12 protein-coding genes are annotated in these 12,855 nt (G+C 64.3%); 4 read left to right on the forward strand and 8 right to left on the reverse strand.

Annotation, left to right across the window (positions count from 1 at the left end):
- Nucleotides 1-19 precede the first annotated feature (19 nt).
- The gene (locus tag WBR68_RS28770; RefSeq protein ID WP_230695955.1) at nucleotides 20-928 is read left to right on the forward strand and encodes a Fic family protein; all 909 of its coding nucleotides are present in this window, start codon (nucleotides 20-22) and stop codon (nucleotides 926-928) included.
- 20 nt (nucleotides 929-948) lie between these two features.
- Here WBR68_RS28770 and WBR68_RS28775 read toward each other — a convergent pair whose 3' ends face one another.
- The gene (locus tag WBR68_RS28775; protein ID WP_230695956.1) at nucleotides 949-1,395 is read right to left on the reverse strand and encodes a MarR family winged helix-turn-helix transcriptional regulator; all 447 of its coding nucleotides are present in this window, start codon (nucleotides 1,393-1,395) and stop codon (nucleotides 949-951) included.
- Nucleotides 1,396-1,398: 3 nt separating this feature from the next.
- On the reverse strand, nucleotides 1,399-2,997 hold the full coding sequence (locus tag WBR68_RS28780; protein ID WP_050448042.1) for an MDR family MFS transporter: 1,599 nt from the start codon (nucleotides 2,995-2,997) through the stop codon (nucleotides 1,399-1,401).
- A 419-nt stretch (nucleotides 2,998-3,416) separates the two neighbouring features.
- On the opposite strand from WBR68_RS28780, the gene WBR68_RS28785 reads away from it, so the two are divergent.
- The gene (locus tag WBR68_RS28785; protein WP_230695957.1) at nucleotides 3,417-5,915 is read left to right on the forward strand and encodes an AsmA family protein; all 2,499 of its coding nucleotides are present in this window, start codon (nucleotides 3,417-3,419) and stop codon (nucleotides 5,913-5,915) included.
- The gene (locus WBR68_RS28790) at nucleotides 5,912-6,298 is read left to right on the forward strand and encodes an MOSC N-terminal beta barrel domain-containing protein (RefSeq protein WP_050448040.1); all 387 of its coding nucleotides are present in this window, start codon (nucleotides 5,912-5,914) and stop codon (nucleotides 6,296-6,298) included. The genes WBR68_RS28785 and WBR68_RS28790 overlap by 4 nt, the downstream gene beginning before the upstream one ends.
- Before the next feature lie 78 nt (nucleotides 6,299-6,376).
- Here the strand turns inward: WBR68_RS28790 and WBR68_RS28795 are convergent, their stop codons facing one another.
- The 5 genes from WBR68_RS28795 to WBR68_RS28815 form a co-directional block, all read right to left on the reverse strand.
- Entirely contained in the window at nucleotides 6,377-7,591 is a 1,215-nt protein-coding gene (locus tag WBR68_RS28795) for a benzoate/H(+) symporter BenE family transporter (protein ID WP_230695958.1), read from the reverse strand.
- Nucleotides 7,588-7,839 carry a YfhL family 4Fe-4S dicluster ferredoxin gene (locus tag WBR68_RS28800; protein ID WP_006221659.1) on the reverse strand — a complete coding sequence of 84 codons (252 nt, stop codon included), beginning with the start codon at nucleotides 7,837-7,839 and terminating at the stop codon, nucleotides 7,588-7,590. The genes WBR68_RS28795 and WBR68_RS28800 overlap by 4 nt, the downstream gene beginning before the upstream one ends.
- Before the next feature lie 105 nt (nucleotides 7,840-7,944).
- The gene (gene coaD / locus WBR68_RS28805; RefSeq protein WP_046807920.1) at nucleotides 7,945-8,448 is read right to left on the reverse strand and encodes a pantetheine-phosphate adenylyltransferase; all 504 of its coding nucleotides are present in this window, start codon (nucleotides 8,446-8,448) and stop codon (nucleotides 7,945-7,947) included.
- A gap of 58 nt (nucleotides 8,449-8,506) precedes the next feature.
- Entirely contained in the window at nucleotides 8,507-9,073 is a 567-nt protein-coding gene (gene rsmD, locus WBR68_RS28810) for a 16S rRNA (guanine(966)-N(2))-methyltransferase RsmD (protein WP_050448038.1), read from the reverse strand.
- A 48-nt stretch (nucleotides 9,074-9,121) separates the two neighbouring features.
- Nucleotides 9,122-9,457 carry a hypothetical protein gene (locus WBR68_RS28815; protein ID WP_342490522.1) on the reverse strand — a complete coding sequence of 112 codons (336 nt, stop codon included), beginning with the start codon at nucleotides 9,455-9,457 and terminating at the stop codon, nucleotides 9,122-9,124.
- A 28-nt stretch (nucleotides 9,458-9,485) separates the two neighbouring features.
- On the opposite strand from WBR68_RS28815, the gene ftsY reads away from it, so the two are divergent.
- Entirely contained in the window at nucleotides 9,486-10,577 is a 1,092-nt protein-coding gene (gene ftsY / locus WBR68_RS28820) for a signal recognition particle-docking protein FtsY (RefSeq protein WP_342490523.1), read from the forward strand.
- Nucleotides 10,578-10,635: 58 nt separating this feature from the next.
- On the opposite strand, the gene WBR68_RS28825 is transcribed toward ftsY, so the two are convergent.
- Nucleotides 10,636-12,834: a phosphocholine-specific phospholipase C gene (locus WBR68_RS28825; RefSeq protein WP_230695960.1), complete on the reverse strand. Its 2,199-nt coding sequence runs from the start codon at nucleotides 12,832-12,834 to the stop codon at nucleotides 10,636-10,638.
- Nucleotides 12,835-12,855: the final 21 nt, after the last annotated feature.

Genomic DNA, 12,855 nt, shown 5'->3' on the forward strand with positions numbered 1-12,855 from the left:
GATGTCGTCTTCCATCTTCATGCTCATCGTCAATTCCCTCGATTATGACGTGAGCAGGTTTTCACTGGGTCATTACATCGGCGCCTTGGCGCCAGTCGACCGCAACGTGGAAGGCGTGGTGGACATGGTGCTTGATGCCAGTGGCAACAGCAGCCAGTTGCTGACGGCTGAGCGCTTGTTCGGTTGGCATGCCGCGCTGTTTCCCACTGGCTACTCGGGCCTCGGCAAGATCATCACTGGCGGATGGCGGGATGACGCCCAAGGGCCGATGCAGGTGGTGTCGGGTCACGTCGGGCGCCATAAGGTTCATTTCGAAGCTCCCGCCGCAGATGGCCTGCCGGCGGAAATGATGCGCTTTCTGGACTGGGTGAATGCGCCACGGGCGTCGGAGCCCGCTTTGATCCGCGCCGGACTGGGGCATCTGTGGTTTGTGACCTTGCACCCCTTTGATGATGGCAATGGCCGTATCGCCCGAGCGATCGGCGACTTGCTCTTGGCCCGCGCCGATGGCAGTCCGCGGCGTTTCTACAGCCTATCCGCGCAGATTCAGCGTCAGCGCAATGCCTATTACGACATCCTTGAGCGCACGCAGAAGGGCACGCTGGACGTGACGGCGTGGCTATTGTGGTTTGTGCAGATGCTGGATGAGGCGGTGCGACAGGCACATCACACGCTGGATACGGTGCTGGGCAAAGCACGGTTCTGGAACCGTGTGTCCGGCGCCGCATTAAACGAGCGGCAAGTGAAGGTGTTGAACCGTTTGCTCGACGGCTTTGAAGGCAAGCTGACCAGCAGCAAGTGGGCGGCTCTTGCGAAGTGTTCTAGCGATACAGCGCTGCGCGACATTACCGAACTAGTTGATCTTGGCGTGTTGCAACGCTCGGGGGCTGGTGGCCGCAGCACCAGCTACGAATTGAAGCCTGACTGACCCTGGCTCTGCGCGCCCCATCACCCCCCCGCCTTATCCCCCGCCGCCCGTAAAAAATTCGCCTCCAGCACGCTCAGCACCCGGTTAAGCGTATCCACATCCGCCGCTGACAATCCCTTCAGCGCCTCTTCAAAAAACGCCGCCCGTTTAGGCAGCGCGTCATTCACCACCGCCTGCCCGGCAGCCGTCAGCGTGGCATTCGTCAGTCGGTTGTCCTGGTCATCCACTGCACGCGCTATCCAGCCCATTTTCTCCATCGCCTGCAATTGCCGGGTCAATGACGCGGGATCCAGTCGGCAACGCTCAGCCAGATGCTTCTGTGAACACTGCCCGTTTTCATGCAGCGCCAGCAAGATGCGCCAGCGGGGCAGGGCGTGGCCTACCTTGCTGCTGAATGCGCTTTGCATGACGCGGTACGTCTGCCCCATGTGCTGGATGACTTGCAGGCCTTGTTGTTGTCTGGGCAAAAGCTATTCTCCGACGCCAGCGGGCTCCGCCTTGCTTGGGCGGGCCAATTGCACCAGTGGCACGCGCCGCACGCACCAGAGTGCGAAGATGGCGACGGCCAGCGCGATGAGCTGGCCTTCATGGATGGCGCCCACCAGCGCGACTCGCGCAATCTCGATCAGCGACGTACCGTCCTGGCCTTGATGCGCCAATTGTGCCAGGAACTGCGTCTGCGCCGCCGGGTTGACCAGCATCTGCGGGTCGTTCAGTTCCGGCAGCCATTGCGCTGACGCGCCGTGCAGCGTGGACTCGACACCGCTGAAATAACTATGACTGACCATGGTGCCGACGACCGCCGTGCCCAGCATGCCGCCGATCATGCGCAGCGATTGCAGCAACGCCGTGGCGATGCCCAGGTGCGTGCGGCCCGCGGTCTGCTGCGCGAACACCGTCAGATTGGGCATGATGAAGCCCATGCCCAGGCCGGCCATCATCATGTAGGCGGCAATCAGCACATGCGACGTGTAGCTGTGGGTGGTGACGATGCCCAGGCACGCCAGCGCCATCAGCAGAAAGCCCGCATAGAGCATGCGGTTGGGGTTGCGGATGCGAGTGATGATGCGGCCGTTGATGATGCTGCCCACGGTAATGAACACGACCATCGGCGTGATCAGCATGCCGGCGTCTTGCGGCGACAGGCCAAAGCCGCCTTGCAGCAGCAGGGGCGCGTAGAACAACAGCGAATACATTGTCACGCCCACCAGCAACGCCAGCGTGAACAGCGTGGCCAGGCCGCGGTTGCGGAACATGTCCAGCGGCAAGAGGGGATGCGGGCAGCGCTTTTCCCACCACACCAGCAGCACGAACGAGGCGATGCTGCCCAGGCCCAGCAGCACGATGGGGCCGCTTATTCCTTCCTTGGGCAGCAGTTCCACCAGCAGTTGCAGGCTGCCCAGCGCCAGCGCGACCAGCAGGGCGCCTTGCCAGTCCAGGCGAACCTTGCCGGACGTGTGGTTGCGCAGGTGCGGCAGGTAACGCGCCACGAACCACAGGCCCAGGATGCCGATGGGCAGGTTCACATAGAACACGGACCGCCAGCCGTAGTGTTCGGTCAGCGCGCCGCCCAGCGTGGGGCCGACGGCGTTGGCAATGCCAAAGGCCGAACTCAGCATCACCTGCCAGCGCAAGCGCACGTGCGGGTCGGGAAACAGGTCGGGGATGGAGGCGAATGCGGTGCCCACCAGCATGCCGCCGCCGATGCCTTGCAAGGCCCGCGCCAGCACCAGCGACAGCATGCTGTCGGCCGCGCCGCACAGGGCCGAGGCCAGCGTGAACAGGATGATGGCGGCCACCACAAAGGGCTTGCGCCCGTAGTAGTCGCCCAGGCGGCCGAAGATGGGCACGGTGATGACCGAGGTCAGCAGGTAGGACGTGGCCACCCAGGCGTACAGTTCAAAGCCCTTGAGCTCGGCCACGATGGTGGGCAGCGCGGTGCCCACGACCGTCTGGTCGATGGCGACCATCATCATGACGAAGCACATGCCCAGCATGGCCAGCAGCGTTTGCCGGAACGGCAGCACCTGGCCGGGCGAATGTGGGGTACTTGGGGTGGGGGCGGACATTGTTGGATGCATCAACGATTGATGGATCAATCATTCTAGTCCTACAATCCGCAAACAGAAAGTCGTCAGATTCGCGGGCTTGAATGGACGGCCTCGCGGCGCTTCGGGCTGGCAAGCAAGTGCGTTTTTGGTGTCATGGTCTGACAAGGCCTCGCGAAGCCGGTCTGATTTGTTACGATAGCGAAATCTGCACGCTGGTCATGCTGGCGTCTTCAGCAGTCCTTCCTTGGTAGACCCTTCCTTCCTGAGCCGCAGCCGCAAGCTTTCGGCAGGAGCGGGGACTCGCCCTGAAGGCAGACAGTTCCAGGCAGACAGTTCCATCCGGCGCGCGGTTTTTTCCGCCGCCACAGCACCATCCACGCGCGTCGCGCGGTGGGCGGCATCCAAGAATTTCCAGTCGAGGTACCGACGGGGCAGCAATGAAAACGTGGTTCAAGCGCATTTTGATAGGCCTGGTAGTGTTGGTTGTCGTGGCCGTCGTTGGCCTGGCCATCTTCTTGCTGACATTCGACCCCAACGCGTACAAGTACAAGCTGGAAGAGCTTGTACAGGAACGCTATCACCGTACCCTGACGATCGACGGCGAGATCGAGCTATCGCTTTTTCCGCGTATCGGCCTGTCTGTGCAGGGCGTGTCGCTGTCCGAGCCCAATAGCTCGGACATCTTCGCCTCCATCGAAAGCACGCGCCTGGCAGTTGCCGTGTGGCCCTTGCTGTCCAACAGCTTCGTGGTGGACCATGTGGCCATCAGCGGGCTGAAGGCGCGCGTGGTGCGCGGCAAGGACGGCCAGTTCAACTTCAGCAATCTGGTGGGCGGCACACCGGCCATTACCACCGAGCCGTCCAATCCGGCAGAAGCGCTGGTGGGGGCAGCCCAGACCGCGGCCCAGGCGATCACCAGCGGCACCTTGCCGGCCACGCGCAACAACATGCAGATCGACATCGCCGGCCTGGACTTGAAGGACGGCGAAGTGCTGTTGCAGGACGCCATCTCGGGCATGGCCGTGGCGGTAACGAAGATCAACGCCAACACCGGACGCGTCACATTCAACCAACCTTTTGACGTGCGCCTGACGGCCCGCGTGGAAGGCGGCAACCCGCGCGTGGACGCCAACCTGACGGGGCAGGCGCTGTTGACGCTGGACCCGTCGGCCAAGCGCTACGCGGCCCAGAAGCTTGACTTGCGCATGGACGGCAAGCTGCCCGGCGCCGAGGCCAAGAGCCTGGCCATGCGCGGCAACCTGGCTTTCAACGGACAGAAGTCGTCGCTGGATATCGCGGGCCTTGAAGTGGTGTTCCAGGGCGACATCACGGACCCTGCCGCGCGCGCCACCAATGTGGAAGCCAGCGTGGCCATGCCCAAGCTGGCCATCGACCCCCACAAGAGCCAACTGCAGATTGAAAAGCTGGCCGTGCGCGCCAAGGGCGGATCCGCTGATGGCCCCTTTGAGTTTGCGGTGGACGCGCCCGCGCTGAACATTTCGCCCACGTCGGCCACGGGCGAAGCCCTGACCGGACGCGTGCGCCTCAGCGGCCTGGACGCCAGCTTTGGCTTGAACGGCATCAGCGGCAACGCCGCCGAGCTGGACATCAAGGAAGCCAAAGTCGACAGCACGTCCAAGAACGGCGAACGCGTCGTGAAGCTGAACTTTGCGTCGCCGCTGAGCTTGAACCTGTGGCAGCGCACCGGCAGCCTGTCCGCGCTGCGGGGCGACGTCAACATCACCGACCCCGGCCTGCCCAAGGGCAACCTGCAGATTCCGGTGATCGGCAGCGTGAACGTCGACCTGCTTAAAGACCAGGCCACCAGCAAGATCAATGCCGTGCTGGAAGGCGGCAAATTCGATCTGAGCGCCGACATCACCAAGCTGTCCGAAATGCCGGTGGTGAAGTTTGCGCTGGCGGTGGATACGCTGGACCTGGACAAGCTGGCGCCGCCCGTCGTGCCGGCCCCGGCCAAGCCGCCCGCCGACGGCAAGAAAGACGAATCCAAGCCCGCCACGCCGGCGGTCCCGGCCGCGCCCGTGGACGACACCATCGACCTGTCTGCCCTGGTGGGACCCAGCGTCAATGGCACCTTGAAGGTCGGCAAGCTGGTGGTGCGTGGTTTGAAGGCCGATGAGGTGTCGGCCGTGGTCAAGCTGGACAAGGGCAAGCTTGAAATCTCCAGCCTCACGGCCGGCCTGTATGGCGGCAAGCTGGCGGGCGCCATGTCGGTGGACGCCGCGCAAGGCAATCAGCTGGCCACCAAGATGTCGCTGGCCGGTATCTCCATCGAGCCGTTGCTGATGGACCTGGTCAAGCGCAACATGCTTAGCGGCACGGGCAGCCTGGCGCTGGACTTGAAGACCGCCGGCGCCAATGCCTACGCCATGAAGAACGCCCTGGGTGGCAGTCTGCAAGTGCGTTTGCGTGATGGCGCCGTCAAGGGCATCAACCTGACGCAGACGCTGCGCGAGCTGAAGGCGGCGTTCAAGCCGGAATCGCAAGACGAGACCGTGCCGGCCGACTCCAGCAAGCAGACTGAATTCTCGGAAATGGACGCGGACCTGGCCTTTACCAAGGGCGTGGCGGCGGTGAAGCGCTTGAACATCGTGTCGCCGTTGTTGCGCGTGACTCAGGGCTCGCCGGCGAATATCGACTTCGTGAAAAGCGAGCTGGACGTGGTGGTGCGCGCGCGCGTCGTCAACCCGGCGGCTGCCCCCGAAGGCCAGGAATTGATCGACCTGAAAAACGTGACCATTCCCGTGCACGTACAGGGTCCGTTCGAAAAACCGACGTACACCTTGCTGTGGAAAGACGCCATCGGCGGCATCCTCACGCGCAGCCTGGAAAACAAGCTGCGCGAGGCCGTCACGGGCAAGGGCAAGGGCGGCGAGGCCGTGGACAAGGCTTTAAAGGGATTGCTAGGGAAATGAGCACCGATACGTTCCAGCCCATCGCACAATGCGGCACCACTACCCAGCCCAATGCGGCGGCTTATCACCGTCAATGGCTCATTGCGAATGACTCCGGCCAATGGCTGAATCGCGAGCTGTGTCCCAAGCTGGCCGATGTGTCGGTGGAATTGCGGCTGGGCTATCTGGTGCTGAAAGCGCCCGGCATGCTGCGCATGGACATTCCGCTGGACGTCATCGAAGACGACGACAGCGTGCGCTACAGCATGAACGTGGGCGACCAGACCATAGATGTCATCGACGAAGGCGAACTGGCCGCGGCCTGGATTTCGAACTTCGTGCAGGTGCCCTGCCGCATCATGAAGGTGCACCCCGACACGCCGGTCACAAACTGGCCGGCCTGACCTACTGACCGGCCTGACTAGCCGCCGCGCGGGCAGGGCTCGCGCTAGCGCCGGAGCCCGAGCCCGAGCGCTATAGGGCTAGACGCGGCGCTTGAACTCGAATGCCGCGTGGGCCAGCAGGCCCGCCACCAGGCCCCAGAAGGCTGACCCGATACCCCAGAAACTGAAGCCGGACGCCGTTGCCAACAAGGTGATGAGCGCGGCTTCGCGCCGTTGCGGGTTGACCATGGCGGCGGACATGCCGCCCATGATCGTGCCCAACAATGCCAGGCCCGCCAGCGCGGCCAGCAGGGCGGCGGGCAAGGCCTGGAAGAAGACGGCCACGGCGCCCGCCACCAGGCTCAGGGCCACGTAGCCCAAGCCATAAGTGGCGGCGGCGATATAGCGCTTGCCAGGGTCGGGATGGGCTTCGGGGCCGGTGCAGATGGCGGCGCTGATGGCGCCCATGGTGACGCTGTGCGCGCCGAAGGGCGCGGCCAACAGTCCCAACAAGCCCGTGGCGGCCACGATGCGGGACGCGGGGGGGCGATAGCCGGCCGCTTGCAGGATCGCCAGGCCGGGCAGGTTTTGCGACGCCATGGCCACCACGAAGAGCGGAATGCCCAGGCTGACCACCGCCTGCATGCTGAACGTGGGCGTGGTCCAGACGAATTCCGTCAAGCGCCAGTCCAGCAAATCCAGCCGGATCATGTCCAGCGCGAACGCCAGGGCAATGGCCACCACCATCACCAGCAGCACCGCATAGCGCGGCGCCCAGCGCCGGCACAACAGATAAGTGGCGCACATGGCCAGCACCAGACCGGGCTGCAGGGCGACGTTGCTGAAGATACCCATGCCGAAATTGAGCAGCACGCCGGCCAGCATGGCGGCGGCGATTTCGCCGGGGATGCGGCGCAGGATGGGGTCGATCCAGCCAAACAGGCCACAGGCCAGCGTCAGGCCGGCGGCCAGCATGTAGGCGCCGATGGCCTCGTTGAACGGGACGCCCACCAGTGCGGTCACCAGTAGCGCGGCGCCGGGCGTGGACCACGCCATGACGATCGGCAACCCGGTGCGCAAGCTGTAGAACGCGCCGCCAAACCCAAAAGCCAGGCTAAGCGAGCCGATCCATGAACCGATGCGGGCGGGGTCCAGCCCCGCCGCGTGGCCCGCCTGCACCATCAGCACGGCGGTGCCGCCAAAGCTGACCAGCACGGCCACCACGCCAGCGGCGATGGCCGATGCGGATACATCGCGGCGCGCGTGGTGGGAATTCGAGGGAAGGGGGATGCTGCGTTGCGTGGCGTCGCTCATGCGGCACCGGTCAGGCGGCGGTACTTGGCCATGAGCTGTTCCTGGCCTTCGTTCCACTGGGGGTGCAGTTCAATGCACTCCACGGGGCACACCACCTTGCACTGGGGTTCGTCGTGATGGCCGACGCACTCGGTGCATTTGTCGGGGTCGATGACGTAATAGTCATCACCCATGGAGATCGCGTCGTTCGGGCACTGGGGCTCGCAAACGTCGCAATTGATGCATTCTTCGGTGATGAGCAAGGCCATGGTGGGCAGCGGTGTAAAGCCGGGGGCGGCTGCCATTGTACCGCCGGCCCGCAAAGCTCAAGAAGGGCGCAAGATGCGCCCTTCGGGATGGTGCTTGCTGGCCGATCAGCCCGGCCAGGATTGCTCGCGACGCTCCTTGGCTTTTTCCTGCAACCAGCGTTCCACGGACGGGAACACGAACTTGCTGACGTCACCGCCCAGTTGGGCGATTTCGCGCACGATGGTGCCCGAAATGAACTGGTATTGGTCCGATGGCGTCATGAATAGCGTTTCAACGTCGGGCAGCAGATGGCGATTCATGCCGGCCATCTGGAATTCGTATTCGAAGTCGGACACGGCGCGCAGGCCGCGCACGATGACGCGCCCGTTCTGGTCGCGGACAAAGTCTTTCAGCAGGCCGCCAAAGCTTTGCACTTCCACGTTGGGATAGTGGCCCAGCACTTCGCGGGCGATCTCAACGCGCTCGTCGATGCTGAAAAAAGGCTTCTTGTTGCGGCTGTGGGCAATGCCCACCACGACCTTGTCGAAAAGCGTGGCCGCACGGCGGACCAGGTCTTCGTGGCCCCGGGTCAGCGGGTCGAAAGTGCCGGGATATACAGCGATGATCATGCGAGCTCCGTACCGTTATTAGTGGTGTACACCATCCTCCGAAGCTCGGATTATTGATCTATTTCCGCAATGCAGCAAATTCCAACAGGTGGTAGTGGACCGCACCTGCCTTGTCCTGCCGCAAGATCTGGAATCCTTCCGGGGCTTCGATGGGGGCTTCCGCCTCGACGTAGACGAGACCATGCTCGTTCAGAATGCCGGGCAGAATGGGCCAGAGGCGCGCCAGCCAACCCTGTCCAAAGGGAGGGTCCAATAGGATGAGGTCAAAGCGGGACGCATCCATTCGCTCGGCAACCTGCATGGCGTCGCCCACATGGATGCGTATCATGTCGGCTTTGAGCTTGTCGCGCAGTGTCCGCAGCGCGGACGCGGCGGTCTTGTCCCGCTCGACCATCTGCACATGCGCCACACCGCGAGAGGCCGCTTCAAAGCCCAGCGCGCCACTGCCGGCAAACAGGTCCAGCACCTGCTTGTCGGCGAACTCGCCGGCCCAAAGATGATTCAACCAGTTGAACAGCGTTTCGCGAACCCGGTCGGGCGTGGGGCGCAGCGTCTCCACGTCGGGAACGGCGATGGGGGTGCGCCTGTATTGGCCCCCGACGATACGAATATACTTGTTACCCATGTTTAGCCGCTTCTTCAAGAAAAAATCCCCTCCGCCCGCCGCACCGGCTCAGCCCGTGCCGCCGCCGGAGGTCGTGGACGCCGCCGTGGCGCCCACGGAGCCCGCCGCCGCGCCGGTAATACCGCCGCCCGCGCCGCGTCCCGAGCTTGCCGAGCCGGTGTCTGCACCTGCTCCCGCGTCCGCCGTGGACCCTGTCGCCGCACCGGTTTCGCCTTCGATTGCACCGCCGGTTTCTCCGGCTGCGCCTACCTTAGCGCCGGCTGCGCCTGCGGTCGCGCCGACTGCTGCACCGGTCGCCGCACCGAGTGTTTCAGCGCCGGTTGCCGCGCCGACACTGACGCGGACCGCCCCACCGACTTTGACGCGGACCGCTGTACCGACCAATTCGACGCCGGTTGCGGCGCCTGCGCGGGTGGTTTCACCGGCGCCCGCCGCGTCAACCGCGCCGGCCATCGAGCCGGTCCGAGCCCCTGAACCGACGGCTACGCCCACGGTTTCGGTAGCGCCGACTGCCGTGCCAGCACCGATCGTAACGCCGGTAACTACTACGCCAACGCCTGCGCCTACACCCGCGCCCGCCGAAGCGCCCAAGAAATCTTCCTGGCTGTCGCGCCTGAAGCAGGGCTTGTCGCGCACCGGGCAGAGCATTGGCGGTATTTTCGTTGGCGTCAAGGTCGACGAAAACCTGTTCGAGGAACTCGAATCGGCGCTCATTATGGCCGATGCGGGCCTGGAGGCCACCGAGAAGCTGCTGACCGCGCTGCGCGCGCGGGTCAAGAAAGAACGCATCGAAGATCCCGCCAAGGTGAAGACGGCGCTGCGCCAGTTGCTGGCCGACCACCTGCGCCCGCTGGAGCGCGGCTTCAACCTGAATAGCGCAAAGCCGCTGGTGGTGATGATTGCCGGCGTCAACGGCGCGGGCAAGACCACGTCCATCGGCAAGCTGGCGCACACGTTCCAGCGCCAGGGCGCAAGCGTGCTGCTGGCGGCAGGCGACACCTTCCGGGCTGCCGCTCGCGAACAACTGGTGGAATGGGGCAGCCGCAACAACGTCAGCGTGATTTCGCAGGACGGCGGCGACCCCGCCGCCGTGGCGTTCGATGCCGTCAACGCTGGTCGCGCGCGGGGCATGGGCGTGGTCATGGTGGACACCGCTGGCCGCCTGCCCACGCAGTTGCACCTGATGGAAGAGCTGAAAAAGATCCGCCGCGTCATCGGCAAGGCGGATGCATCGGCGCCGCACGAAGTGCTGCTGGTGGTGGACGGCAATACCGGCCAGAACGCGCTGGCGCAGATTCGCGCCTTTGATGCCGCCATCAACCTGACGGGCCTGGTCGTGACCAAGCTGGACGGCACCGCCAAGGGCGGCACGCTGGCCGCCGTGGCTGCGGGTAGCCAGGGCGTGCGGCCGATTCCGGTGTATTGGATCGGCGTGGGCGAAAGCCTGGAAGACCTGCAACCCTTTGTGGCGGACGAGTTTGCTGGCGCGTTGCTGGCGGACTGATCCGACGATTGCCGGACTGCAGAACGGGACGACGCCCAGGCGCCGTCCCGTTTTGTTTTCAACTGTCCAACTGACCCATCGCCGGGTCGCTGATGCCGTCCTTGCCCGTTTCCATGCGGCCCGCCAAGCGCCGCTTGAACGCCGGGTAGCCGTCGCAGGCTACCGCGAAGTCGTACCACTGGCCGCTGGCACTGACCTGCCAGCTCAGTTCGCCGACCTGCCCCGCCGCCACCGTTGCCGTCCATGGGCCATCGCTGCGATATGCCATGGCCTGCACCGTGAAGACGCAGTCTTGCGTGCCGTGGTTGTGCAGTTTCACTTGTATTTGGGCGTCGTCGCACGGCACGTAGCAGACCTGAATTTCGGGCTGTGCGCCGGCCGCGCGCATCAAGTCGCCCGCGAACGAGCGGTGGTAGCCGTTGGGGCCCAACACCCACAAGTCGTACTGGCCGCTGTCGCCCGACACGTCCCAGACATCGTCCAGCGATTTGCCCGCTTCGACCACATAGCGGCGTGGAATGCGGTCCAGGTGCAGCTTGTCGTACACGTGAAAGACTGCTGCCGTTTGCGCACTGCTGGCGTTGGCAAACAATAGCTGCACGCGGTTCTCGCGGGCCTGCTCGACCGCGCTGGTGTGCAGCTCATACGGCAGCGCGCGCGACGGGCGCGTGCCCGTAGCCTGCTTGGCCAGCGTTTGCTGCGCAGGGATGGCGATGGCAGGCTGCGCTTCTTGCCACGTCGTCAACCCGTCGGCATCCGTCTTGGTCGTGCGGCCCGACAGGGTCGGCAGGGCGGCGCTGTTGGGCGATACGAAATTCAAGGTGGACGTCAGGTCGCCACACACGGCACGGCGAAAGGCGCTGATGTTGGGTTCGACCACGCCAAAGCGCTGCTCCAGAAAGCGCAGCGCGGACGTGTGGTCAAACACTTGCGAATTGACCCAACCGCCACGGCTCCAAGGTGAAATCACCCACATCGGCACGCGCATGCCGGGGCCGTACGGCTTGCCATCGGCCGTCAGTTGCTTGGGCGTTGCGGGCGGGTAGGTGAAGTACTCAAAGGCCATCTGCGCATCGTTCAGCGTGGACTTGCCGGCCAGCGTGCCGTCATCGTTGCGCGACGGCGCCGACGGCGTGGGCATGTGGTCGAAGAAGCCGTCATTCTCGTCATAGGTCACCAGGAATACTGTCTTGCTCCAGACCTCGGGTGACTGCGTCAGCGCATCCAGCGCGGCCTGGATGTACCACGCGCCCTTGGCGGGGCTGGACGGGCCGGGGTGTTCGCTGTAAGCGGCCGGCGGAATGATCCACGACACCTCCGGCAGCGTGCCGTTCATGACGTCATCGCGCAGGCTTTGCAGAAAGCCGCCGTCGGGCATGGTGTTGCCAAAGCCCTTGGCCAGCGGGCTGTACAGGTCGTCGATGGCGGGGTTGTACGCGGGGCCGCCCTGGTTGGTGACCTGGCGGTCGGCAGGCATTTTTTCGATCTCGGCGCGCCAGTGCCGGAAGCTCATCATTTCGTTGCAGCCGAAGTTGTCGGGAATGTTCTGGTAGACCTTCCAACTGACGCCGGCCGCTTGCAGCCGGTCGGCGTAGGTGGTCCACGTCCAGCCTTCGGTGGAGGGGCCCACGTCGGCGCCGTCGTTCCATTCGTTCATCACTACCGACACGTTGTCGCCCGATGGGCCGTTGGTGCCGGTCCAGAAGAACAGGCGGTTCGGGATGGTGCCCGCGTGCATCGAACAGTGATAGTTGTCGCACAGCGTGAAGGCGTCGGCCAGCGCGCGGTGAAACGGCACTTCGGCGGTTTCGTAGTAGCCCATGGACAGCGGCTGCTTGGCGCTGGGCCACTTGTTCATGCGGCCGTGGTCCCACGCGGCCTGGCAGTTGGGCCAGGAGTGCGGCGTGCTGCCCGCGCGCTGCGCGTTGCCCAGCGTGGTGTCCAGGTGATAGGGCAGTTCTTCGGTGCCATCGCTGCGTGTCTGGTGGAAGACCGATTTGCCGTTGGCCAGCGGAATGGGAAAGCGGTCGCCAAACCCGCGTACGCCGGGGAAGGTGCCGAAGTAGCCGTCGAAGGAACGGTTTTCCAGCATCAACAGCACGACGTGCTTGACGTCCTGGATGGTGCCGGTGGCGTTGCTGGCTTCAATGGCCAGAGCCCGGCGGATGCTGGGTGGGAACATCGACAGCGCGCTGACCGCGGCGGTAGCGCCCACGGTGGTCTTGAAGAACTTTCTTTTGGATGCGTCGAACGTCATTGGCTTGCCTGTCCTGGTGAT

Origin of the sequence: Achromobacter sp. JD-1 (assembly GCF_038594925.1) — a bacterium.
Classification (GTDB): domain Bacteria; phylum Pseudomonadota; class Gammaproteobacteria; order Burkholderiales; family Burkholderiaceae_B; genus Achromobacter; species Achromobacter spanius_C.